The sequence below is a fragment of the Sphingobium sp. GW456-12-10-14-TSB1 genome (genome assembly GCF_059424385.1).
On sequence record NZ_JBWKZI010000002.1, the window covers coordinates 267,464 to 288,387 of the forward strand.

Here is a 20,924-nt window from a genome sequence, read left to right on the forward strand (position 1 = left end):
CAGGTTGTTGAAATCGAGCGTTCGAGCGAGAGCGCTGCGAACCATAGCGCTTTATGCGATGTTGAAGAGGCCGGATTATTGGCTGACAGGGCCGATCCAGAGAATCTCGAGAACGCTGGGTCCGCGTTGCCATGCCTCGACTTGCACCATATTGCCTTCGTGAACGCACATATCTTCGAGCGTATCAAGACGCCAGACCGGCCCGTCCTCGATTTCGAGGAGTGGACCTCGTTCACTGATACGGACGATTCCGCGCAGACGGAGCGGCGGCCTGCTTTCGGTCATCCGAAAATACTTTCGGACTGGCCTGGATATGCGTCGAGATATAGGAGAAAAGTTGAACCGGACATAATCCGTCCATGGCACGACAGACGTGGCGGTTGCAATCTTGTTCGAATTATGTTCTTCCAGCCATGGAGGTGCACGCTATGATCCGCGACTATCTCGCCGGCTATGATTTCAACCTGCCGCTGAACGATGCTGCGGTCGATCCCGAGCTGCCGCTGGTGCGCCGGCGGCTGGCAAGCCTCGCGGCGAGCGAGGGTCTCGATGGCGGCTATTATGAAGCGCAGGAACTGGCCGAGGCGTTTCTGGACGCGGCGCGCGAGGCGAATGAAGAGATCGAGGATGACGACAGCCCGGCGCGTCGGCGGCTGCGCGACATCCTCGAGCGCGACCTCGACTATCAGCGCGAGATGTTCGAGGAAGTTTGCGAGTTGCCGCTCGCCGATGCGGCCGCGCATCTTTGTTGGCTCACCGATCTCATGAAGCGGCGCGTCGACATGGCGCGGCCGATTGCCGATATTCTCGGTCAGACGGGCCAGTAGCCGGAAGGTGATGGAGGGGGCGGTCGCCGCCCGGCGAAGCTGCCTCTTTCCCGCGTGCCGCACAACGAGGCCTATCGGCGTCTGGCCGGGTCGCGCATTGATCGGCGTGCTTGTGAAACTGCCCGCCAGAGATCGCATCCGGCGCCTTATGATCTCTCGATCGGCGATGGTTTTCGCGCCGGATTCTCGGGGAGGTCAGGCGGCAAGGCCGGGCGGCGCCAGATGTCCCTGTTGCCGTCCGCATGGACCACGGCAAGACCCCGCGCATCGAGTTCAGCCTGAACGCAGCACACAAGATCGCCGGTCTCACCGAAGGCGGGCCGTTCGTAGACATAGAGATCGAACAGCGCCCGGCCATTCGCAAGCTCGTGGCGGTCTCGCATCCGCGACCAGGGATGTGTCGTGTTGAGGTCGGTGTCGGCCCAGTCGGGATCGTCACTGATCAGGAGGATATTGAGGGCCGTCCGGCCCGTCGCGAGATGGAAGCGTTCGGCGATCTCGATCGTGTAACGCGAGGCGGCCCTCTCGCGGCGCGCGCTCTGCTCGGCGACGGTTCGTAGCTGCCGGATATCATCGGCGGACAGACGGACGGTTCCGGTCATCTGCGAGTCTCCTGCCGTGAGCGTCGAGCTGGCTATGCGAGGCGCGCGAAGCGTTCGCCTGCGGCCGTGAATCTGTAGCCGTTGGCGCCGATGTCTTGATCGACCGCCTCGTCGGAGCTGAGATAGTCATACTCCGCGCCGAGACGACGATAGAGCCAGCAGGCGAGATCGCGCAGCGCTTGCATGATCGCTTCTTCGGCGTCGGCGGTCATGTCCTGGGCGGTTCCCTCCCGCTCGACCGTGATCACCATGCTGTGTTCGTGATAGTAGCGCCCGCGAGGACGGATGTCGGCGCTGAGCTGGTAGAAGTTGCGGCGTTGCGCTGCCCGCAGGGCGTCAGCGATCCGGTGAAGCTCGAGGTCGATGGGCGCATGGTCCCGTATCCGGCGATGGGCGCCCTTGGCATAGGAATAGGTGCCGTCATAGCAAGCGCCATCGCCCTGGTTCCAGAAGCCGCTGAAATAGATGCGCGGCTTGCTGCGCGTGCCTCCACCGAAGAGGCGCACGATGTCGGTCCTGAGCACGACCCCGAGAATGTCGCAGACCTCTTCGAAGTCGTCGAACGTGACGTCGTGCCAATCGTGGTCGAGGCAGGTTTCGCGATACCAGTTTCGGGCGTTCGCCTTCGCGCTCTCGGGCAGTTCGTCGAGACGATAGGTCTCGATTTTCATGAATTCGGGCATGGTCTGGATCCTTGCGGAATGCGGCCGAGGCCAGCGGGGGCGCTCGGCGGTCGGGTGCCGCGAGCACAAGTTCGCACATCGCTGGGGAGCCCCGCGTTCGCTCGCTGGTCAGCCGGGGCGGCGCACGTCAGGAGTGGGGCCGGTCCTGATGGCGGGCGATGATCCTGCGCGCGAGCGGCTCGATCTCGTCCCGGTCGGCGGTCATCGTGCAATCACCGGACAGCACCACGAGGTCGTCCAGGGCCGCGCTGCCCTTGCTGATGAAGATCCGCCAGACATTGCGCCGGACCTCGCCCTGCTCGCGGGGCCTGGTGTCGGGGTGGAACATATCCGCCCACTGGCGCCGATCCGGATCGTCGGAGATATCGGTCCAGTCACCCAGCATGCCCCAGACAGCATAGCCGTCGATCCGGGCGTGATGCTCGCGAGCTGCGCGGCGTTCGGCCTCTCGCTTGGGTGCCTCTCGCCTGGCCTTGGCCTCGGCCTGTTTCCACTGGACCGATACTAGGCCGCGTTCGAGGCCCTGGATGACATCGGCCGCCACGGCTTCCTGGCGTTGGGGCAGGATATAATGATGCCGGGCGGCGGCGATCTGCTCGGCACCATATTGCGCGAGCTTGAGCAAGGCCTGCAATTCGGTCTTCGACAGCGTGACCCGCAGTCCGCTCGCCATTGCATGGGTTTTCATGTCCGGCGCTCCTTGGGCCAGGGTCTGAGACCGGCGAGCGGAAGCTTGTGCTCGCGCGCGTTGTGGTGGTTGCTTTCGGAAAAGAAGCCCCAATGGCCGGTGGATGAGTATCGCCGAAAGAAGAGCTTCTCGCCCTCCTCCGTTCGGATCCACATGCCGGGTTCTACCAGATATTGATCGGCGCCATCCATTGGATTGCCCTCATGACGATTGTTGGTGGAGAAGCCCGCGCCGATCTCGCCGACGGCTGCGCGCGAGAAGATCGCCGACGGTCCCGCAATGTCGGACATCGGCTATCGAACGAATCGTGTGCAGGCGACGTGGGCCGCAGGTGCGGAGTCCACCGTCGACGCGCCATCGGTCGACCGACTGGAGCGTTGCGATCAGGCGACGCGCAGGACCAGATTTTCGTCGTTGGCCGGACGCGCTTCCGTCACGCGAAACGGCTGGACGGGATCGCCGGTGCGGATGACAAACTGGTTGCGGCCGGTGGCGGTCCAGCGCTGGATCGCGCAGGCGTAAGCGTTCGGAAAGCCTGCGAGACGTCCCCTGAGCGGAGAAAGAGGGACCATGATATCCTCCATGGGAGATTTGCGGTGAGGGATGCCGCGAGGGAAGACTGGTCTCGGAATAGCCCCAGGTGCGGGGACCACTCCTGACCATCGCGCCCAACGCGAGGTTCTATAGCGGAGAGTGGATTGCCGCGGAGCGGTAATGCCGAGAATGCGGGATTCTGCGACCGAAACGACATTCAGTTCGCACCGCCTCGATGCGAGCGCCGACTCGCTACGCAAGCACGGCGTCGGGCTTGTTTCAATCTAGGAAAGCGGCTTCCACGGTAATCTGAAATGCGGCGTCATCGTCCAGCACAAGATATACCTGCGTTCCCGTCTCGACATCGCAACTGGCAATGCTGTCGATGTTGGCGCGGGTGCCGTGAACGGGTGAGATCACATGGTATGGCCGGTCGCCGCTGCCATCGCCGCTCTCATCGCATTTCGCAATATGGGTTTCGAGCAATTCGCAGATCATTGCGGCGACTGTGCAGGCGCGTGTCGGATTGTGAGTCGCATGCGCAATATGATCGAAGGCGTCGTGCAGGATCGGCGTCAGCGCGTCGTTGATCTGGACAAGGAGGCCCGACCGGCCGTGGCCTCCAAGCATGTTCAGCCATTGGTCGGGGATAAGGTTGTTGACGGCATGGGTGGCATCATCGAGCAGGGTATCAAATTGGTCATCCGTCATGCGCGTCCTCCTGGGCGATTGACCGGCGAGACTTGGTCTCGGCCTGGCCGGTCAGGGGAAAAGGCTGTTGGTGGGCATCATGCGCGCTTTAGCTGACCGGAAATCGTTCCGGCCGGTTCGGCAACAGCGAATGTTCCGGTAATCTGGTTTCAGAGATCAGGCGCGGTTCTTCCATCTGGCGTGGAAGTAGACCCGGATCGGGATATCCGCTGCCGCCGCCGCGACGGCATCTTCGAGCCCGGTTCGCCAGCCAATGGGAATCTCGATCATGATGTTGGTGCCGCGAAGACCGGCATCGGGTTCAAATGTGATGGGCGCGTCGCCACTCCAGGCCTTGGGCGGTATTGTTGCGCTCCATCCGGGTTCAGTTTCGTCCGGACCGGAACGGACGATCGTATGGCGTCCCGCGAGGCTGGAAAGCGCGACCTGGTCGGCATTTTCCGACTGCGCAGCCTCTTCGCGCCACCCGAACGCATCGAGCGCCAGCAAGGCTCGCGGACTGTCGATCCCAGAGCCGTTATCATAGACGGATAGGGTTGGACGCCCCTCATAGTCGAACGTCTCGACGTGGATCTCATAGGCGTCGGCCTGGCAAGCGATACAGAACAGTTCGTCCAGAATCTCGGGGAGCGAGCCTGGACGCATATTTGCCGACGCAATCCGGTGCGGGGTGTCGACAATGCAGGCGGGTGTAGGAAAAGGCATGAGAACCTCCTTGTTGGCAGCGAAACCCTCGTCGCAACCACTCCCGCCCCCTTCCCTCCATGGCAGTCTTTGGTCAGCCGCCGGTCGTGTCGCCGGTCGGAAGCGATTTACGGCCGTTTGCCGATCCGGCCGCGGGCACTTTCGATCCAGTTCTGCGGGCATTGTGATGGTCGAGAAACTCCTGCGACCATTGGAAGACGGTTTCCGTATCGGGCGCGACCGTCTCAAGCGCGTCACCATAATCGGGATGGTGCGCGCCCTTGGCGCAGTTGCGCATGAAGATGAGGGCGCCGGCGCACATCGCGCGTGCGTCAGTTCCGTCACCGGGAATAGTCTTGTGGCAAGGAAGCGGCGGACCATCGAACAGGATCTGCTGTGTGAAGTCTCCGGGGCGATAGCCGCCGAGCCATCCGGCGGGATGATCGCGGCGCCACGGGCACTCGTCGCAGGGCCGCTTGAGGACGGGTTTCATAAATGCAGCCCCTGCACTTCAGCGGAACTGTCCTCGATCAGGATGCCCGGCGGGCTTTCGCCAGGATCGAAGATCATGCGCAGACAGTCGCCGATATCGGGCTCGTTGCGAGCGCCGCAAAGGGCCACGAATTCGGCAATAAGCTCGTCGGCCAATCCTGTCGGCTGGGTATCATCATGGACCTTGTGGTCCAGGTGCGACAGGGCATAGGATCTGTGAGCGTGATCCCACATGGCTTGGGGATCGAGGACCTCGACATGGAGTGTCACGCTGGTGGTGATCGCGTCCGCCATGATCACGCTCCCGCCCGCAAGGTCTGTAGGGTCTCCTCCATCAGCCAGTGCGTCGAGCCGCCAAAGATCTCGGTCTCGGTGACGACAAAATAGCCGCCGCCGAACCCATCCGGTCGGACCCGGTCGGTCACAACGGCCCATTCGAAGCCGAATGGCAGAGCCGACTTGCAGACCTTCTGGATGAGGGATGCGAGCGCGGAAACATCCGCCTCCTGGCCGTGGATGAACGCGACCTGTCCTTTGCCGTCACGGCTGTCGTGTACCGTCAGTTCGGCGTCGAAGCTGGGAAAGTCGGGGTCCGACCAGAGGCTGAGGAATGCTGCGAACGGGTCTTCCTCTTCGGGCTGCACCGGGAAGATCGTCTTGAATGCGCTGCTGCGGGATGCATAATATGTCTTCGCGGCGTCAAGCTCGTTCGCCTCGGGGATGCTGGCAAACCCAGCGGAAATTTCCGCGGCGGTTACGAAACATTCTTCGAGTATCGCGGTCTCGTCGGGTGTCACCGGCAGGTTGAACGCCGTTTCCAGATAGGTGTTGGACATCTTGTGTCTCCCTGTTGTCGAAATCGTGAGGGGAAATGGGCCGCGCGCGAGGCCGGCTGGCGCCACGGGCGTTGCCGGCTGGGGAGCGTCACCGTCTGATAGGATGCACGCTGAGGGCACCCGCCCGAACCAGGTCGCCCGTGGCGCTTGAGATGACGGTTCCGGGGCGGGTGCCTGGCACAGCGTCGCGGCGAGCGCGAACGATCCGGCTTTGCGGCGTATACATGTGGGCCTGGTCCTGCATGATCGCCAATCGACCCGTGCAGGACAGATGTCAGGCGACGGTGAGTTCCGGCGCGTCGGGGTCGACGAAGGCGGCTTCCACCTTGTGATTCACGGCGTGCATGGTGATCGCCCGATCCTTGGGGATCAGCCAGGAGACATGTTCGCGCATGGCCTCACGGACCCGCTCGATGATCGCGGCATCCTCGCCGAGCAGGAGCATGTTGGCGGCAAAGCGTGCCTGCATTTCGAAAGCAGCCTGCTGGGTCTCATAGCTGTCGGCATCGCTGTCTTCGCTCGGCCAGAAGCAGGCATCTTCCAAGAGCGTGGCGAGCTGGAGGGGCGTGATCGCGCAGTCGGCGGTGAGGAAGATGGAGACCTCTTCGAGACCGCTCCAGCACTCGCCGGGAACGATGAGGACGTCCGTGGGCAATCCAAGGATCTCCGCGGGCTGGTCGGCACCGCCTGCTCTTTGCACGGCAAGTTCGAGGGTGATCGCATCGACCCGCCCGGAGACAATGGAGGGCGGCAGTTGGGCACCGTCCGTATAGTCGAAGATGTCGTCCGGTTCTCGCTCGATCCGGAAGGAGCAGCCGAGCATCCGCGGCAGGGCATCGTACCAGCTATAGCCCACGAATTCGCCTTTGGGATGAACCGGGCGTGCGCGGAGCAGATGTCCCGAAGCGATGGCGCGGCCGGCGCATTGCTCGATATGGGGTTCATCCGACGGCATCAGGATCATCGGCTCGCCGGCCACCCGTTCGCCGAGGAAGATGCTGTCCATCTCTGCGGTGCGCGGCGCCCAGGCCGAAAGCCATGGCGCGGCTTCGGGCAGGACGATCCCCAATGACTTCGCTCTCAGCCATTGGGCATGGGAAAGCCGATGGTGGCCTTCGCAGGCGATGGTGCGATAGATTGCCGCCTCGCAGGCTTCGCGAAGGGCATCGAGCGCGGCGTTCTGGACGACCTCCTTGCGCGCCGGCAGCACAAGCTGGAGGGTCGGTGCATCGACGATATCGACTTTTGCATACCATCCGCGGCTGCCGTCGGTATCGCATATATGCGGAAGGCTGCACGGCACGGTCAGTCCGTGAAAGTTGATCCGGGGCTTTTCGCGATGCGGACTGCGCTCGTCGACGAAGATGCCGATCTTGCAGCCGTTCCACTCCTCGGTCCGCGTCGCTTCGGCAAGGAAGCTTTCGCGAGGCAACCGGTTTCCATCGAAGGAGATCGGCACCGGGCAGAAGCGCGCGGCGTCCTTCACCGCCTGATCGAGGGCGCTGGCCCAGCTTTCGGGCAGGTCGATCTCGATTTCGGTGCCCTTGGCGAGCGAGGACGGGACAAGGTCGAGCAGCTTGCCACTTTCCCACGCGTCGGGCGTGATGGTCACCTGCCAGGCCGCGCCAAGCTCGGCCGCATGAGAGCGAACGGTGACGTGACGGCCCGCCAGGCTGAACACGCCCATGCCTGCCGGATCCTCGGAGCGGGCAACGGCCTCGCTCCATCCGGAATCGCCGAGCGTCAGGAACTTGGCCGGCTCGGCAATGCCGCGCCCATCATCACGAATGAGGAGCACAGGGCGATCGTTCTTTTCGATCTTCGCGATTTCGATATGGGTCGCGCCGGCGCGCCTGCTGTTCTGGATCGTCTCGGTGAGGCAGTCCGACACGGTTCCATTGAAGAATCTTCCGATCTTGGTGATGAGGGACTGGCCGACTGTGGTCTTGATCGTGGCAGGAAAGGTCATGGAGGTCTCCGCATTGGCCGCGACATCCTCGTCGCAACCGTTCCCGGCTCCCTCCCCTCCGTCCGGGCTGGCTTCCTCGCTGAACCGGCTAATCCGATGCCGGGCGATGGGGTGGAAGGGATCGGACCAGTCGACATGGCGGATGATCCAGTCGGGAACGAAATCCCAGTCGAAGCACCCCAGATAGTCGTCGGCGATGCTGCTCCAGTCCGCATCAACGATATCGGTCCAGCCAATGACGGTGGAGCGTATGGCGGCGGCGCCGATTGCTTCGAACGCCGCGCGTATCTGCAATGCGCGCTCGATATCGCCGGGGAGCGAGGCGGGATTGTCGCGCAAGTCCATCACCGCTTCCCAGAGACAGGCCGCGGTTTCGAGCGCGAAGGTGCAATGGGAATCGTGCATGGCGCACGTCCTTTCGCTTGGGAGAGGGGTCAGGCGGCGATCCGGGCCGAACCGACAAGGTCGAGGTCCAGAACCACGTTCGCTCTATGGGCGGCCGGCAACGTGTCTGGGCCGCGTCGGCCTCGGCGGGATTCGGATGGTAGGGAGGCGAGGCGAATGCGGATGATCTTGGTCCGCACCCTGGCCGCTGAAAAAGTATCGATGGGCAGTTCTTCGAGCGTCTCCATTCCGTCCGCCCGGAAGGTGACTGGCACGAGCGCGACCAGCGTCGGCGCTTCGCCATGCCCGTTTGGTCCCAGGAGATCGCGGGCGGCCGCTACATGCTTGTCAGCGTCGCTGAACGGCGGGTTCATGATGACGCGGGGAAACTCGACCTTGCCGCGCACCTCCGCCGCATATTCGAGAAAGCAGCGATTGATGATGGTCCCGAACCGGTGAAGCTGGGCGGACAGTGCGATATGCCGTTCGACCTGCACCAGCTCATAGCGGCTATGTCCGCTTTCGATGAGGGCGCGGGAAAGGTTGCCGGTTCCCGCGCTGGGTTCGAGGGTCAGATAATCGCCGACCGCGCCGAGATAGCGCACCATCCGTGCCGCGACATCGGGCGGCGTCACATGGCATTCGGTGGATTTGTCGACGGCGAGGATGTCGGATGCGGGCGCAATCTCCGCCTTGGCGAAATTGCGGCGCGACCTCACCGCAAGGTAAAGCGGTTTGGCGGGCCGTGTGTAAACGCTCGACTTCATGCCGCCATCTCCTCGTTCGCGGCGTCTCGCGCGCGCTCTTCGAGGGCTTCGAGGTCGATCGGCAGAGGCTTTGCCGGCTTGTCGGTGATCACGACGACTGAGTCGGGTTTGTAGAACTCGGCACCGATCGTCGAGATGCGGATACGCGCAACCGGTTCGCCGGAGCGCACGCGTTCCTGTCTCTGCCATTCCATCCGGACGCGCCGGCCATCGGCGTCGATCTCGATCGTCTTGAACGGGGAATAGTCCCCTTTCGAATTCTGGGAATAGATGGCCTGGGTCGTCGGGTAGACCGCCCCGGACTTGGCCACGCCATGCTTGCTCTTGCACGATGCGACCACGCGTAGGTTCCATATCGTCTGGAGCCGCTCGGCCTGCTCGCGAGACGGGTTGATCAGCGGCACTGCGTCCGGTTTGGCCGAACCGCGGCGCGATGCCTTGACGGGAACGGTGTAACCGCTGGCCTGCATCAGGTCGCGCCAGCCATCCTCGCTCAAGGTAAGCGAGCTATCCGGGGCGATATGCGCGGGAAGCGGGACCGGGCTTTCGAGGCGCAGGTTCCCCGGGTACGGAATGGTGCATTTGGGACTTTCCGCGCCGTGCTCGCGGGCGAATGCCTGGATGACGACCGGCGTCAGCTCGCCCTCATAGCGTTGGACGTTGCCCAGCATGGAGCGCTCGAACGCAAGCCGGTTCAGGACGTGCTCGATCCAGCGGCGGCGGATGGGACCGTTGACGGCGAGAGTTGCCCCTTCAATGCACGATTGCCGGGCATCGGCCGGCGTGATCTCGCCCTTGTCCACCTTGTAGTAGAGATCATAGTTCGACCAGGTCTTGCGCGGATCCATGTTACCGAGCGCATGGCGAATCTGGTCGTCCGTCGTGAATTCGTCCCAGATCGCAAGCGCCGCATAGGCCGTATTGATCCCGCGCTGGAGGTCGCGCAGCTCGGCCAGCAGGGTCTTGATCCGGTTCGCGCGGGTGCGCGGATCGTTCTTCATATTGGCGAAGCGCTCGACGCCGGTGGACCGATAGAGCCAGTAGGTCGCAGCCTTGGCGGCCTCGTTCGAAGCGGTCATGGCCGAATGCATGCGCTCCTGGGTCTTGCGCGCGCCGCGCTCGCTATGATGGCCGATAAGGATGGGCTGTCCCATATGGAACGCCTGGGAGAGCTGCTCGGCGCGGCGGGCGAAGACGTTGGCTTGCGCATGGCGCTTGTGGGCCAGGCCATCGAGCCGTTCGGCCTTGATGGCGGCGCGCTCGGCCAGCGTCATCTCCTCGGCTTCGATTTCGCCGGCGAGTTCGACGGCCAGGTCCTCGCGCTGCGGCGTCCATTTGGGAGCGACGAATAGCTCCTGTTTCGGGGCCCAGACGAACCCCGCCTCCTTGACCCGGGCATAGGTCTCGGCATCAAGCCGCGAAGACGCATAGAGGCGGATCTTGTTGTCCTCGGGGCTATATGTTGCGGTGAAGCTGGTCATTGTTCGTCCTTTCAGGAGTGGCGGGTCGGCATGTGCCGGGGCGAGTGGGGGCGTCGCGCCGGTGAGTGATCGGCGCGGATCGGGGATTGGCGGTGTTCGCGATTGCCTGGCGGCGGGCAGGCGATGATGTGTTTGCGCGCGCCGGAACGTCAGTCGGCGCTAGGAAAGCCGGAGCATCTTCTCATCGGGCGTTTCGATATGGACATAGCGCCTGCCGCCACTGCGGCGCTTGCGAATGCGGCCGTCGACATACGCATGCGCCCAGCGATCGGCTTCCGCCGCGCGGGCGCCGGAGGCGCATTCGTCGGCCTGCTCGAGAAGTGTATAGGCAAGCGCATATTGCTCCCGTTCCGGCAGCGCGAGGAGAGCCTCGGCGATCGGCAAGGCGCTTTCATAGAATTCGAGAACATGGCGTCCGCCGCCATGGTGCATCAGGATTGCGAGGCGGCCCTTGCCGCCGATACCCGTCGGCCGGGCGATCCGCACATCGTGTGATGCATAGGTGACCGAGACGCGGGAGGTTTCGGATTCGCCGCGATGAAAGACGCGGTCGTCCCGGTTTGGAAGGGGGTGAGCGAGGACGTCATAGCCATCGAAGCTCTCGACCCTGCGGATCAGATTGTGTCCGATAACGGTCATGGCAATGGTTCTCCGGTTCGGAATGAAGACGGACAGGCTGCGGCGTCAGGCGGCGTAACGGCCGGGCGCGCGGTTCAGTCCGAGATTGAGGTCGGTGAGCACGCCGAGATCAGGCTCGAGGCGATCGAAGGCGCCGGTCAGGTCGTCCATGTCGGTCCAGGCGAAAGCGTCGCCCGGGTCACAATCGAGCTGGAAGACGATGGGCGGCGAGGCCGCAGTCATCTCGGGAAAGATGGCCCTGATGATCAGCGTCTCGACGCGGCGCGCGAGGGCTCCGATGCGGGAGGCGAGGTCGCCGCGCTCACTATGGGGCATCTCGAAATAGCGCTCGGGCGCCAGCAGCGGGGCGATACGAACGCAGGTGAAGGATCCGATATTCCTGGGCCCGACAACTGTGCCGGAAAGCGCGCGGCGTTCGGGTGTGACATTATCGGCGGGCACCAGGGCGCGATAGACATAGTGCGGGAGCCTCCCCGCGATGCGGGAACGGGTGACGATGATTTCCATGGCGTGTTTCCTTCAGGCGGCCAGTCGAGCTGCAGCATCCGATTGGGGAAGGTTGAGGTCGCGACGGATGCGGGCGGCAAATCGAGCCGGTCGGACCAGTTCTTCGACCGATGCCCAATTGTTACGATCGCCGACATGGTCCTGGCGGCCGGCGACCTTGCGGAACATCACCTCGCGGCCACGATCCCTGAGATCGAGGCTGAGCTGTACGTAGATGCTCGTGCCGTGAAGGGTGACCGAGCCGCTCACCGCGATCCCGCCGCGGTTCGAGCGGATATCATACGTGTCGCTGGCCAGGCCGAGCGCGTCGGCAAGCGCACGCAACGCCATTCGTCCGTCGCTATGGAACAGCTTCTTCGCGCGTTCGTCATAGGCGACGCCCTTGTGGGCCAGTGGGATGAGTGCCGGCTTGCGACGAAGGTCGGCGATGGCGTCCATGCAGGCGCGGCGAAGCTCGGCATCGGAGTCTCCGATTTCCGAGGCGATGGCGCCGAGATGGCGGGCGAGCAGGATGACGGCCGGATCGCGGTCTTGCGGTCGTCCGGCATTGCGGCAGTCGTCTATCGCGGCGTTGAGCGCGTAGAGGGCGTTTGGCAGAGTGCGAAGCGCCGAAGGGTCGAGCGCCTGCTGGTGCCGAAAGGCCAGGTCATAGGACATGGGGAGGTCTCCTGGAGTTCGGGCGCATCTTCACGCCCGCCCCAATCCCTCCCCCTTCCCTCCCGTCGGGCGGTCACCATTCGAAACATGGCAGCCGGTCAGTCGTGGACGCATCGCGGTCCAGGATCAAATAGTCGCACCCCTTCTCTTGCGCGAACGACAGCGTATCGGTGAGGTCGTCGGGGATCGCTGAGCGATCGCCGAAGGAGGACGGAACGGTGCAGATGAGCCAGCCATAATGGGTGTCGGCAATGCTGACGGGGCGGTCCGAGGGGTCGCGCGTCATCCATTCGTCGATCGTCAGGGTCGTTGGCCACGAGATATGGCGTGACGACAAAGCGAGATAGTTGCCGATCTCGAGGCGCTCTGGATCGTATCCGATGTCCGGTTCGATCCAGTCCATGCGGCTGACCAGTCGGTCTTCCGGGTGACGATTGAAATAATCGCGCACCACAAGGGAGGCGTCGAGGCTGGCGGGATCGCGGTCGTCGTTGATCTCGCCCCATTGCGAGCGGCAGAACACCGCGACTTGGTCCAACAGACCCTTGTGGCTGACGGCGGCCGCGACGCTGGTCCCATGGCCATGTCCGATCAGGGCGAGGTAGACGGGAACGGGCCAGGGAACGGGCGTCTGCTGGATCCGTCCGACAGCTGCTTCGAGATCGGCAATGAGATCGGATATGCCGGCGGAGGCGGCGTGGGGCGCGAGGGCGGCTTTGGCACGCGCCAGCAACGCCAAATGTGCGGATCGCGTATAGTCGGCCATGTGGTCGGTCCTTCCTGATAGGCATGGAGTCGGGAGGCACTGCATTGCTGTGCGCCGGCAGGGTGTGGTGGCGACGGCACCGGTATCGGCACCGATTGCTGCGAGTTTCCGTTATGGGGATGCGGGTGCGCCCGATCAGGCCGCAGAGAGAGCCGGGTGCGGCAGCAACTCGCCTTGATGTCCGCCAAACTCGGTTAGGGGTGCGTTGTCGTTCCCAGGGTCGAACTCGCCCTTGGTGCTTGCCAACTCGGCCTCGAGGTCAGCCAGCTCCTGGAGTTTTTCCTCCAGCAAGGCAGTGTCGGAGAAGTCCTGACCCAGGCGCGCCTCGAACGCCGGGAGACGCCGTTCGGCAGCTTCGAGGCTTGCCCTGAGATTGGCGAGCTCCGTGTCGAGATCGCGAATGGACGTCTCGAGCCGGCCGACCACCGTGCCCGGTCGTGTCTTTTCGGTGATTTCGAAGCCGCGATGTTCGCCGTGGTGCTGGATGACGGCGGCGCTCGAGATACACCGCTGGCCTTCGTCATCTCTCGCCTCGCTGCCCGAGATCTCCAGCTCGAAACCGTTGAAGGTTCCGAGCAGCCAGCGAGCGGGCGTGCCGCGCATGCGCATCTGGTCAGCCAGGCGGAGGATATGCTCCCCGATCGCCTTGCGATCGGTGATCGTCCTGCCGTCTGTCTCGAAAATGACCTTGTCGTCGTCGGTGGGGATGCGTTGCGCAATGTCGGATTCCAGCAACGCGATCTGCCGACGGCCGCTCTCGATTTCATCGGTCGTTCGCCGGATCGTCCTGCGGATGTTGAACTGGTCGTCGATATGAGCGTCGCGTAGCCGCAGGAGCCGTGCCACTTCGGCATCGAGCCCGGCCTTCTTCATCAGGCGGTCGTCGCCGGACGCGAGCGCCTTCGCCAGCGCGAACTGATTGACGTTGGAGCCGACATCCTCGATCCGGCGGATGGAGCGATCGCCAGACATGGCCATGGCGATGAAGCGCGCCTTGCGCTCGAGCATCTGCCAGTTGGTCGCATCCATCGAGCCGCTCGTGGCATAGCCGTAGAGCTCGATCTCATCGTTCTGGTTGCCCTGACGCTCGATCCGGCCTTCGCGCTGCTCGATATCGGATGGCAGCCAGGGAACGTCCAGGTGGTGCAGGGCAATCAGCCGCTGCTGGGCGTTGACGCCGGTTCCCATGGTGGCAGTCGAGCCGAGGACGAAGCGCTTTCGTCCCTGGTTGAGGTCGTTGAACAGGCGCTGCTTCGCGCTGTTCTTCTTGTAGTGCTGCATGAACGCGATCTGGTCGGCTGGGACGCCCATCTCGACCAATCGATCGCGGATCCAGACATAAGCCGAAAAGCCGCGGGTTTCGAGCGCGGCCTCGGTGCCGAGATCCGAGAAGATCATCTGCACGGCACCCGGCAGCGGATAGGGCTTGCCGGTTTCCGGGTCGGTGTAGCGATTGTCGGCCGTCTCCTTCCAGATGCGATAGGCATTCTCGATCAGGAGATTGAGCTTGTTGCCCTCATCGTTGCCCGTCCCTGGGTCAACGAAGCGCAGATCGATGGCGGAGTGCCTGCCGTCGGTGATCACCGACAAGAGAATGTCGTCGCCCTTCTGCGGCCGCCCGCTGCGGTTCTCGATGGCCTTGATGCGGCCGGCCAGCACTCGCTGATAGGCTTTGAAAGGCGCGCCGGACTTTGCGACGATGATCTTGCGTTTCCCGCCCTTGATGGTCGGAAGGCGGACATATTGGCGAAGATCGTCCTTGAGCACGACGTCCGCCACGCTGCGATACATCGCCATGAGGTCGGCGACGTTCACGAATTCGCAGAAGCGGGTGACGGGCTTGTAGCTGCCGCTCGGCTGCAGTTCGAGCTCGGTGCGGGTGTCTCCGAAGTTCGCCGCCCAGGCGTCGAACTCGTGCATGCCTTTTGCCTGGAGCTCGTCGGGCTGCATGAACCGCTGGAGCGTGTACATTTCGCCAAGCGTGTTGGTGATAGGCGTGCCGGAGGAGAGGATCAGTTCGCGTCCGGGGTTGATGCCGGCCAGATAGCGGGTCTTCACATAGAGGTCCCAGGCGCGCTGCGAACCCGCCGGATCGACGCCCTTCAGGTCGCCGAGGTTCGTCGCAAAGGTCAGCTTGCGGAACTGCTGGGCCTCGTCGACAAGGATCTGGTCGATGCCGATCTCGCCGATATGCACGAGATCGTCCTTGCGGGCCTGCAGATTTTCGAGCCGCTGCTTGAGACCTTCCTTGAGGCGCTCGACGCGCTTGCGCGAAACGCGATCCTCGTTGTCGATGCCCGTGATCAGCACTTCGTAGCTCGCGAGCTGATCTTCAATCAGGTTCTTCTCGAACGCGGTCGGCGTCGGGATGAACTTGAACGCATGATGCGTGATGATGATCGCGTCCCAGTTGCCGGTGGCCGCGCGTGCCAGGAACCGCTGGCGCTTTTCCCTCACGAAGTTCGTGTCGTCGGCAACGAGGATCCGTGCCGTGGGATAGAGCATCAGGAATTCGCGTGCGATCTGTGCGAGGCAGTGATTGGGCACCGCGATCATCGGCTTGTTGGCAAGGCCGAGACGGCGCTGCTCCATGACGGCAGCGCAGAGGCTGAACGTCTTTCCGGCGCCGACGCTGTGAGCGACGTAGGTCGAGCCCGCGGCGACGATCCGCCAGACGACACGCTTCTGGTGATCGCGCATGCGGATCGTTGTCGATGCGCCCGGCAGCTTCAGATGCTTGCCGTTGAACGTCCGCGGCACGAGGTTGTTGAAGGCGTCGTTGTAGATCCGGACCAGTCGATCGGCGCGCTCGCTTTCCTGCCAGACCCACGTCTCGAAGGTCGACTTGATCGCCGCGAGCTTCTCTTTGGCCGCCTCGGTGTCGGTCGTGTTGAGTTCGCGGCGCTCGGAACCGTCCGCATCCCGGTGGACATCGTAGATCTTGGGGATGTGCGAGTTGAGGGCGTCTTCCAGCAGGTCGGCTGCGCCGCGGCGCGCTGTGCCCCAGATCGAGGTCGAGCTGACATGTCCGAGGAACGGCGCCTTGTCGACCGTCCAACTCGCGACAGCTACCGTGTGATGAATGCGGGTGGTGACCTCCATGGTCTCCGCGACGAACGTCTCGATGACGTCCACGGGGATCCAGGGAGCGCCAAGACGCGCGGTGATCTCGCTCGGCTTGAGGTCGACCGGCTGGACCGCCTCGAGCGCGGTTGCGGTGGCCGCGAACCTCGGATCGGTTTCGGCCTTCTCGCGCGCGAGGGCGAGCTTGGTGCGAACCGGGCCTGACAGCGCTTCATCGGCCGGCACCCAGTGGTCGAAATGCGGCGTGCTGCGGAGCGGATCGAGATAGACGTCGTCTGCAAGATCCGCGAGCGCTTCGGCCTCGGTGACGCCGAGCAATCCGGCGATCAGGGGTATATCGACGCGGCCGCGGTCGTGGAGGGAAACGGCAAGGGCGTCCTGCGCCGAATGGATATCCTGGACCACCGGTGGCTTGACGACGCGTTCGGTAAAGATCGCACCGGGCACGCCGGTATCGCTGGCCTCGTCGTAATTCTCGATCGAGGCCACCAGCCAGACGTCGGGGTCATCGAGGAACGGCTGGAGGTTCGGGCGACGCTGATATTCCTTTTCGGCGCCGGTCTCCGGATCGGTGCGGATGCTGGTGATCGTCCGGTTGATCGGCCCGTGCTTCTTGATGAAGCGCCGGTAGTGGTCGAGCAGCGTTTCTTGCAGGCCGGCATAGGGTCGGTCATTGAGCTGCGCGCGCAGGATCGCCCGGACGGCATCCCGGATGGGGATCAGGCCCCTGATGATGTTGGCATGCTTCTGGAACAGGCCGCTGTCGCCGCGCCCGGTCTTGACGCTGACTTGCGCGGGAACCCCGTCGACGATCTGGTGCAGGATGCCGCTCGAAACGAGATAGCTGCCTTCCTTGAAGTCAGCTTCGTCGGCCGCGGTGCCGACTGCAACGTCCACGGCGACATCGAGCTTGTCGCGCAGCGATGTCGCACGGTCGATCGCGCTGTGGGTGCCCTCATGTTTCGATGCGATCGCCAATAAGGTGGACGCGAGCGCGGTTCCCAGTTCGATGTCTGGCTCGGCCGCGCAGGAATATTCCATGCCGAACTGGCCGCTTCGCCATTGATGGCGCCCGAGGACGTGATCGGGATGGTCGAGGAAATAGCTGTTGATCCGTAGCGGCCCGAAGCCTTCGTCACTGTCGGGAATCTCGGCGAGGTCGATCCAGTTTCGCACGGCGAACGGCGCATTGGGCGCGCGCTTCTTGAAGAGCAGGATGTCGACGACGACGTCGGTGCCGGCTTCTTCCTTCATGGCCTTGCTCGGAAGGCGCACCGCTCCCAGGAAGTCGGCGAGGGACTCCATGTGGAGGCGGGCTTTCGGGTCGCTCTTATCGAGCGTGTATCGCGAGGTCACGAACAGCGCGATGCCGCCCGGACGAAGTTGCTCGAGCGCCTTCGCGATGAAGAAGTCGTGGAGCGACAGGCCGAGGCGACCGAGCTGGGTCTTGTTGTGGATGGTGAGGTTCGAGAAAGGCGGATTGCCTATCGCGAGGTCGAAGTCGCAAGGCAGCGACGCCTTGTCGAAGTCGATGCAGCGGATGACCTGGTTTGGATAGAGCGCGCTCGTGACGCGGGCAGTGATGGGATCGTTCTCGATGCCGACGAAGACCGTGTCGCTGGAGAGATCGTCGGGCCGAAGCCCCATGAACAGGCCGCTGCCGCATCCCGGTTCGAGGATTTGCCCGCCATTGAAACCAAGGATGCGGGCGGCCTCCCACATTGCCCGGACGATGTATTCGGGCGTGTAATGGGCATATTGCGTGGCGCGCTTGAGCGACTGGAGTTCGCGGTCGGTCGTTTCGGCGATCAGGCGCTGGCCGAGGTCTTCCCAGTCCTCGCGGAAGCGGCCCGAACGATCGGCGAAGATATTGTTCGCAAGTTCGGAGGCGCCGAAGCCGACGAACCGCGCGATCACCGCCTGCTCGTCCGGCGTAGGCGGCCTATGCTCCCGGTCCAGAAGGTTCAGGAGCCTGATCGCTTCGATATTGTCCTGCGCACGGCCCTTCCAGGAAGGCGCCAGGGTCCGCCCGACGTCGAAGGAGAAGTCGAACGACGGTACAGGCAGCGTGGCTGCGGCGAGACTGCTCGCGGCCGGGGCCAGGAACGTCGGCTGCCCACCGTCGCGGGCGATGGCCTCGCTGGCGGAGGCAACGATTTGGTCGAAGTCGAGGCTGAGCTGGAGAGCCAGCGCGGATGCACTGTTTCGCATGGGGGTGCTTCCTTTTCTGGAGGTTCCGCGGGCACGGCGCGGCAGCCCGGATCCTGAAGGGGTCGGACCGCGGCAGGGCCGAGAGAACCGGGAGACGGAGACGCGCGCCTTGATGGCGCAGCGGTTTGGGAGGTCTCGCCCGCGAGAAGGGCTTGGGGTCAGTGCCCCGAGAGGAGCAGGTCGAGGGCGCGCGTGAGGACGTCCTCGCCAGCGTCGTTGACGATGACGGCCTCGGGGTTGGTGGCCCGCACGGCGCGTGCGACGATCGCCAGCGGCCGCTTGCGCAAGGGATATTGCAGGATCTGGCCGTTCTCGATCGTGATCAGGTTGGTGCGGAGCAGGCGCATCAGTCTGCGGCCCTCGACCCAGCGGGCGAGCAGATCGCTCACCTCGAGTTCGAGATCATGATCGCAGGTGAAGTCGTCCAGTGAGCGCGGCGGCCGGTTAGCGGCCAGCCAGGCGTCGACCTCGGATTGGGTCCACCGGCCGACCCGATGATAGAAGTCCGCGCCACCCGTGCCCTGATTGCGTGCATGGAAGGCCAGTTCGCCGTCGATCCAGAGGTCGGCGGTATAAGCGGCAGTCTCCTGCGACAGGGCGGTGCTATAGTGGACGTTTCGCAGTTCGATGTGCATGGGGAAGGCTCCTGACCGCTCCACCAAGCGGAGCCCCTTCCCCTCTCCCCCTTCCCTCCATGCGATCAGTGCTGGCCGTCCTGCGTCTCCTCAGGGCGGTAATCCGGGCCGTAAGAGCAGCTATTCTCGAACTCGGGATCGTCCGCTTCGTCGACCAGATAAGCGGTGATTTCCTCAGCCGGCTGGGCGTCGAGCACGGCCGCAGAATGGGGCAACAGGCGAACGGGGAAGACGCCCCTGCCCACGATTGCCTCGGCTTGCCGCATTGCGTCCGTGTGGTCGTCGGCAGTCACGGCGACCTTGACCCTGATCGTCGTGTAGACGTGGACATGATGGAGCTTGCTCATCCGCCGACCTCCTCGACGCAGCTCTCGCCATCGACGCTGAACGGGCCAGTGTCGGTGTCGATGGGTTCGTGATCGTCGCTGTAATCGTCGATCTGCTCGATTGTGGGAGAGAGCCACTCGACAAAGTGATCGGCGCGTTGGCGCGCCTCGCCGGGTGCCTCCGCATCGACGATGACGGTGATGAAGGCCTTCACCTCGACCTGATATCTAGCCATCGTTCGTCTCCCGTCCCTTGCCCCAGCGATGGACCGTGTCGGTCGCGACCTGCTCGACCACGACGATGCGGCCCCGGTTCATCGCCGCGTCGACGGGCGCGCAGAGCACGAAGTCGACTTCGAAGGCGTTTTCGGGTTCATACCAAGGGCCAAAGCCGGGTTGGGATTGTCCGGGCAGAGGCTCCTGACTCCGCAGGGCTTTGCGTGCCTGGCGTTCGATAGCCGGGAGATCGGCCTCGACCTTGGAGTTCATGGCGTCGCCGATGACGTTCACCTTGGCGGTGACCTCGACCAGCTCGGTGTGAAGGTGGCTGGATCGCATAACGACCAGCACCTTGCGTTGGATTGTCATCAAAGTGTCCTTTCGGGGAACGGGACGTCGACGGGATCGCCCTCGACGACCAGGGCAGGCACGCGAAAATCTCCGGCGTCGAACCAGGCGATGATCGCTTCGTGCGAGCCGAGCCGCTTGGCGGTGCCCCGGTTCATCACGACATGACCGGCTTCATCGGCCGGATAGGAGGCAGGCCCGCCTTCGCCGGTGAAGACGACCCGCTCGGGGCTCCACTCACCGGGATAGCCGTCGCATGAGCGGACAAAGGGCAGCTTGAGCTCGACGCACCTGTCCTCGAGTTCCTCGAACCTTCCACCGATCACCTCGTGGGCGTAAAGGTCGAGTGGCTTGCCCGGGGTGCGATGGGAGGGATCGAAGAGTTCTCCATCCCATTCGATCGACAGGCGCGCGGCGAGGATGATTTCTCCCAATTCCTCATAGGCGGCCGGGAGAAGCAACCCTCCCAGTCGGATGGATGCGGAAACACGATTAGCCATGAAAGCCTCCGTAGGTTGCGCCCCCGCCCGACAAGCGGCGGGCTGGAACAGACTGGTGTGGATGCGTTTGGGGAAAGGCCGCGCGTCAGCTTTCGCGGCCGCGCGTGATGGCGAGGTCGAGATCGGCTTGCGCCTGGGCGAGTGACCGGCGCGCGCGTTCAATGGCCGCGTGCGCACGGTTGATCGCGACAGCGCCGGTGCGGGTCGCGGATCGGCCGAGCCAATCGCCGCGGAAGCGGGCAATGAAACATCGCTCGGCCAGACCGCAATATTCGGGTGCGACGGTGTAGCGCCGATCGCGAAGCGAGCGGACGGATCGCTGGCTAGGCATGGAAGATTCCCTATCGATAGAGAAAGACGTGATGACGTTTCGA

Annotated in this window: 26 protein-coding genes; 1 reads left to right on the forward strand and 25 read right to left on the reverse strand. The window is 63.7% G+C overall.

Going from position 1 to position 20,924, the window contains the following annotated elements:
• Positions 1 to 75: 75 nt before the first annotated feature.
• Positions 76 to 285 (reverse strand): DUF5818 domain-containing protein, encoded by a 210-nt coding sequence (locus AC07X9_RS18420; protein WP_086486238.1) that lies wholly within the window; start codon positions 283 to 285, stop codon positions 76 to 78.
• A gap of 143 nt (positions 286 to 428) precedes the next feature.
• Here AC07X9_RS18420 and AC07X9_RS18425 point away from each other — a divergent pair, with 143 nt between their 5' ends.
• Entirely contained in the window at positions 429 to 827 is a 399-nt protein-coding gene (locus tag AC07X9_RS18425; RefSeq protein ID WP_086486237.1) for a hypothetical protein, read from the forward strand.
• A 146-nt stretch (positions 828 to 973) separates the two neighbouring features.
• On the opposite strand, the gene AC07X9_RS18430 is transcribed toward AC07X9_RS18425, so the two are convergent.
• From AC07X9_RS18430 to AC07X9_RS18545, 24 genes are all read right to left on the reverse strand, one after another.
• Positions 974 to 1,429 carry a hypothetical protein gene (locus tag AC07X9_RS18430; RefSeq protein ID WP_086486236.1) on the reverse strand — a complete coding sequence of 152 codons (456 nt, stop codon included), beginning with the start codon at positions 1,427 to 1,429 and terminating at the stop codon, positions 974 to 976.
• Positions 1,430 to 1,461: 32 nt separating this feature from the next.
• On the reverse strand, positions 1,462 to 2,112 hold the full coding sequence (locus AC07X9_RS18435) for a DUF8835 domain-containing pootine (RefSeq protein WP_086486235.1): 651 nt from the start codon (positions 2,110 to 2,112) through the stop codon (positions 1,462 to 1,464).
• Between the two features lie 127 nt (positions 2,113 to 2,239).
• Positions 2,240 to 2,800 carry a hypothetical protein gene (locus AC07X9_RS18440; RefSeq protein ID WP_086486234.1) on the reverse strand — a complete coding sequence of 187 codons (561 nt, stop codon included), beginning with the start codon at positions 2,798 to 2,800 and terminating at the stop codon, positions 2,240 to 2,242.
• The gene (locus tag AC07X9_RS18445) at positions 2,797 to 3,090 is read right to left on the reverse strand and encodes a hypothetical protein (protein ID WP_086486233.1); all 294 of its coding nucleotides are present in this window, start codon (positions 3,088 to 3,090) and stop codon (positions 2,797 to 2,799) included. The genes AC07X9_RS18440 and AC07X9_RS18445 overlap by 4 nt, the downstream gene beginning before the upstream one ends.
• A 93-nt stretch (positions 3,091 to 3,183) precedes the next feature.
• The gene (locus tag AC07X9_RS18450) at positions 3,184 to 3,372 is read right to left on the reverse strand and encodes a hypothetical protein (RefSeq protein ID WP_086486434.1); all 189 of its coding nucleotides are present in this window, start codon (positions 3,370 to 3,372) and stop codon (positions 3,184 to 3,186) included.
• Positions 3,373 to 3,613: 241 nt separating this feature from the next.
• On the reverse strand, positions 3,614 to 4,045 hold the full coding sequence (locus tag AC07X9_RS18455) for a hypothetical protein (RefSeq protein ID WP_086486232.1): 432 nt from the start codon (positions 4,043 to 4,045) through the stop codon (positions 3,614 to 3,616).
• Between the two features lie 156 nt (positions 4,046 to 4,201).
• Positions 4,202 to 4,750, reverse strand: coding sequence for an ATP-binding protein (locus AC07X9_RS18460; RefSeq protein WP_140159632.1), 549 nt, complete (start codon positions 4,748 to 4,750; stop codon positions 4,202 to 4,204).
• Positions 4,751 to 4,823: 73 nt separating this feature from the next.
• Positions 4,824 to 5,222: a hypothetical protein gene (locus AC07X9_RS18465; protein WP_086486230.1), complete on the reverse strand. Its 399-nt coding sequence runs from the start codon at positions 5,220 to 5,222 to the stop codon at positions 4,824 to 4,826.
• Positions 5,219 to 5,515, reverse strand: coding sequence for a hypothetical protein (locus tag AC07X9_RS18470; RefSeq protein ID WP_086486229.1), 297 nt, complete (start codon positions 5,513 to 5,515; stop codon positions 5,219 to 5,221). Before AC07X9_RS18470 ends, AC07X9_RS18465 begins: the two co-directional genes overlap by 4 nt.
• A 2-nt stretch (positions 5,516 to 5,517) precedes the next feature.
• Complete coding sequence (locus AC07X9_RS18475; protein WP_086486228.1) at positions 5,518 to 6,057, reverse strand: hypothetical protein; 540 nt, start codon at positions 6,055 to 6,057, stop codon at positions 5,518 to 5,520.
• Positions 6,058 to 6,331: 274 nt separating this feature from the next.
• Positions 6,332 to 8,431, reverse strand: a complete 2,100-nt coding sequence (locus AC07X9_RS18480) for a sensor histidine kinase (protein ID WP_254908139.1) — start codon at positions 8,429 to 8,431, stop codon at positions 6,332 to 6,334.
• Positions 8,432 to 8,460: 29 nt separating this feature from the next.
• The gene (locus tag AC07X9_RS18485) at positions 8,461 to 9,177 is read right to left on the reverse strand and encodes a methyltransferase type 11 (protein ID WP_176342156.1); all 717 of its coding nucleotides are present in this window, start codon (positions 9,175 to 9,177) and stop codon (positions 8,461 to 8,463) included.
• A complete protein-coding gene (locus AC07X9_RS18490) occupies positions 9,174 to 10,658 on the reverse strand; it encodes a DUF3560 domain-containing protein (RefSeq protein WP_086486227.1) in 1,485 nt (494 codons plus the stop codon). The genes AC07X9_RS18485 and AC07X9_RS18490 overlap by 4 nt, the downstream gene beginning before the upstream one ends.
• Before the next feature lie 159 nt (positions 10,659 to 10,817).
• Positions 10,818 to 11,297 carry a hypothetical protein gene (locus AC07X9_RS18495; protein WP_086486226.1) on the reverse strand — a complete coding sequence of 160 codons (480 nt, stop codon included), beginning with the start codon at positions 11,295 to 11,297 and terminating at the stop codon, positions 10,818 to 10,820.
• 45 nt (positions 11,298 to 11,342) lie between these two features.
• Positions 11,343 to 11,804, reverse strand: coding sequence for a hypothetical protein (locus AC07X9_RS18500; RefSeq protein WP_086486225.1), 462 nt, complete (start codon positions 11,802 to 11,804; stop codon positions 11,343 to 11,345).
• Between the two features lie 12 nt (positions 11,805 to 11,816).
• Positions 11,817 to 12,461, reverse strand: coding sequence for a hypothetical protein (locus tag AC07X9_RS18505; RefSeq protein ID WP_086486224.1), 645 nt, complete (start codon positions 12,459 to 12,461; stop codon positions 11,817 to 11,819).
• A gap of 73 nt (positions 12,462 to 12,534) precedes the next feature.
• Complete coding sequence (locus AC07X9_RS18510; RefSeq protein ID WP_086486223.1) at positions 12,535 to 13,227, reverse strand: DUF5983 family protein; 693 nt, start codon at positions 13,225 to 13,227, stop codon at positions 12,535 to 12,537.
• Positions 13,228 to 13,362: 135 nt separating this feature from the next.
• The gene (locus AC07X9_RS18515) at positions 13,363 to 18,522 is read right to left on the reverse strand and encodes a helicase-like domain-containing protein (protein ID WP_254908138.1); all 5,160 of its coding nucleotides are present in this window, start codon (positions 18,520 to 18,522) and stop codon (positions 13,363 to 13,365) included.
• 158 nt (positions 18,523 to 18,680) lie between these two features.
• Entirely contained in the window at positions 18,681 to 19,157 is a 477-nt protein-coding gene (locus AC07X9_RS18520; RefSeq protein ID WP_086486222.1) for a hypothetical protein, read from the reverse strand.
• Between the two features lie 65 nt (positions 19,158 to 19,222).
• Positions 19,223 to 19,504 (reverse strand): hypothetical protein, encoded by a 282-nt coding sequence (locus AC07X9_RS18525; protein ID WP_086486221.1) that lies wholly within the window; start codon positions 19,502 to 19,504, stop codon positions 19,223 to 19,225.
• Positions 19,501 to 19,719: a hypothetical protein gene (locus tag AC07X9_RS18530; protein WP_086486220.1), complete on the reverse strand. Its 219-nt coding sequence runs from the start codon at positions 19,717 to 19,719 to the stop codon at positions 19,501 to 19,503. Before AC07X9_RS18530 ends, AC07X9_RS18525 begins: the two co-directional genes overlap by 4 nt.
• Complete coding sequence (locus tag AC07X9_RS18535; RefSeq protein ID WP_086486219.1) at positions 19,712 to 20,071, reverse strand: hypothetical protein; 360 nt, start codon at positions 20,069 to 20,071, stop codon at positions 19,712 to 19,714. The genes AC07X9_RS18530 and AC07X9_RS18535 overlap by 8 nt, the downstream gene beginning before the upstream one ends.
• Positions 20,071 to 20,550 (reverse strand): hypothetical protein, encoded by a 480-nt coding sequence (locus tag AC07X9_RS18540; protein ID WP_086486218.1) that lies wholly within the window; start codon positions 20,548 to 20,550, stop codon positions 20,071 to 20,073. Before AC07X9_RS18540 ends, AC07X9_RS18535 begins: the two co-directional genes overlap by 1 nt.
• 85 nt (positions 20,551 to 20,635) lie before the next feature.
• On the reverse strand, positions 20,636 to 20,881 hold the full coding sequence (locus AC07X9_RS18545) for a hypothetical protein (protein WP_086486217.1): 246 nt from the start codon (positions 20,879 to 20,881) through the stop codon (positions 20,636 to 20,638).
• Between the last annotated feature and the right edge of the window lie 43 nt (positions 20,882 to 20,924).

Bases quoted from the DNA above. Each gene is read 5' to 3' on its own strand.
- AC07X9_RS18420 (WP_086486238.1), bottom strand. From the start codon at position 285: ATGACCGAAAGCAGGCCGCCGCTCCGTCTGCGCGGAATCGTCCGTATC.
- AC07X9_RS18485 (WP_176342156.1), bottom strand. From the start codon at position 9,177: ATGAAGTCGAGCGTTTACACACGGCCCGCCAAACCGCTTTACCTTGCG.
- AC07X9_RS18440 (WP_086486234.1), bottom strand. From the start codon at position 2,800: ATGAAAACCCATGCAATGGCGAGCGGACTGCGGGTCACGCTGTCGAAG.
- AC07X9_RS18430 (WP_086486236.1), bottom strand. From the start codon at position 1,429: ATGACCGGAACCGTCCGTCTGTCCGCCGATGATATCCGGCAGCTACGA.
- AC07X9_RS18490 (WP_086486227.1), bottom strand. From the start codon at position 10,658: ATGACCAGCTTCACCGCAACATATAGCCCCGAGGACAACAAGATCCGC.
- AC07X9_RS18455 (WP_086486232.1), bottom strand. From the start codon at position 4,045: ATGACGGATGACCAATTTGATACCCTGCTCGATGATGCCACCCATGCC.
- AC07X9_RS18525 (WP_086486221.1), bottom strand. From the start codon at position 19,504: ATGAGCAAGCTCCATCATGTCCACGTCTACACGACGATCAGGGTCAAG.
- AC07X9_RS18535 (WP_086486219.1), bottom strand. From the start codon at position 20,071: ATGACAATCCAACGCAAGGTGCTGGTCGTTATGCGATCCAGCCACCTT.
- AC07X9_RS18450 (WP_086486434.1), bottom strand. From the start codon at position 3,372: ATGGTCCCTCTTTCTCCGCTCAGGGGACGTCTCGCAGGCTTTCCGAAC.
- AC07X9_RS18445 (WP_086486233.1), bottom strand. From the start codon at position 3,090: ATGTCCGACATTGCGGGACCGTCGGCGATCTTCTCGCGCGCAGCCGTC.
- AC07X9_RS18480 (WP_254908139.1), bottom strand. From the start codon at position 8,431: ATGCACGATTCCCATTGCACCTTCGCGCTCGAAACCGCGGCCTGTCTC.
- AC07X9_RS18510 (WP_086486223.1), bottom strand. From the start codon at position 13,227: ATGGCCGACTATACGCGATCCGCACATTTGGCGTTGCTGGCGCGTGCC.
- AC07X9_RS18500 (WP_086486225.1), bottom strand. From the start codon at position 11,804: ATGGAAATCATCGTCACCCGTTCCCGCATCGCGGGGAGGCTCCCGCAC.
- AC07X9_RS18540 (WP_086486218.1), bottom strand. From the start codon at position 20,550: ATGGCTAATCGTGTTTCCGCATCCATCCGACTGGGAGGGTTGCTTCTC.
- AC07X9_RS18505 (WP_086486224.1), bottom strand. From the start codon at position 12,461: ATGTCCTATGACCTGGCCTTTCGGCACCAGCAGGCGCTCGACCCTTCG.
- AC07X9_RS18520 (WP_086486222.1), bottom strand. From the start codon at position 19,157: ATGCACATCGAACTGCGAAACGTCCACTATAGCACCGCCCTGTCGCAG.
- AC07X9_RS18475 (WP_086486228.1), bottom strand. From the start codon at position 6,057: ATGTCCAACACCTATCTGGAAACGGCGTTCAACCTGCCGGTGACACCC.
- AC07X9_RS18530 (WP_086486220.1), bottom strand. From the start codon at position 19,719: ATGGCTAGATATCAGGTCGAGGTGAAGGCCTTCATCACCGTCATCGTC.
- AC07X9_RS18435 (WP_086486235.1), bottom strand. From the start codon at position 2,112: ATGCCCGAATTCATGAAAATCGAGACCTATCGTCTCGACGAACTGCCC.
- AC07X9_RS18460 (WP_140159632.1), bottom strand. From the start codon at position 4,750: ATGCCTTTTCCTACACCCGCCTGCATTGTCGACACCCCGCACCGGATT.
- AC07X9_RS18425 (WP_086486237.1), top strand. From the start codon at position 429: ATGATCCGCGACTATCTCGCCGGCTATGATTTCAACCTGCCGCTGAAC.
- AC07X9_RS18495 (WP_086486226.1), bottom strand. From the start codon at position 11,297: ATGACCGTTATCGGACACAATCTGATCCGCAGGGTCGAGAGCTTCGAT.
- AC07X9_RS18545 (WP_086486217.1), bottom strand. From the start codon at position 20,881: ATGCCTAGCCAGCGATCCGTCCGCTCGCTTCGCGATCGGCGCTACACC.
- AC07X9_RS18465 (WP_086486230.1), bottom strand. From the start codon at position 5,222: ATGAAACCCGTCCTCAAGCGGCCCTGCGACGAGTGCCCGTGGCGCCGC.
- AC07X9_RS18515 (WP_254908138.1), bottom strand. From the start codon at position 18,522: ATGCGAAACAGTGCATCCGCGCTGGCTCTCCAGCTCAGCCTCGACTTC.
- AC07X9_RS18470 (WP_086486229.1), bottom strand. From the start codon at position 5,515: ATGGCGGACGCGATCACCACCAGCGTGACACTCCATGTCGAGGTCCTC.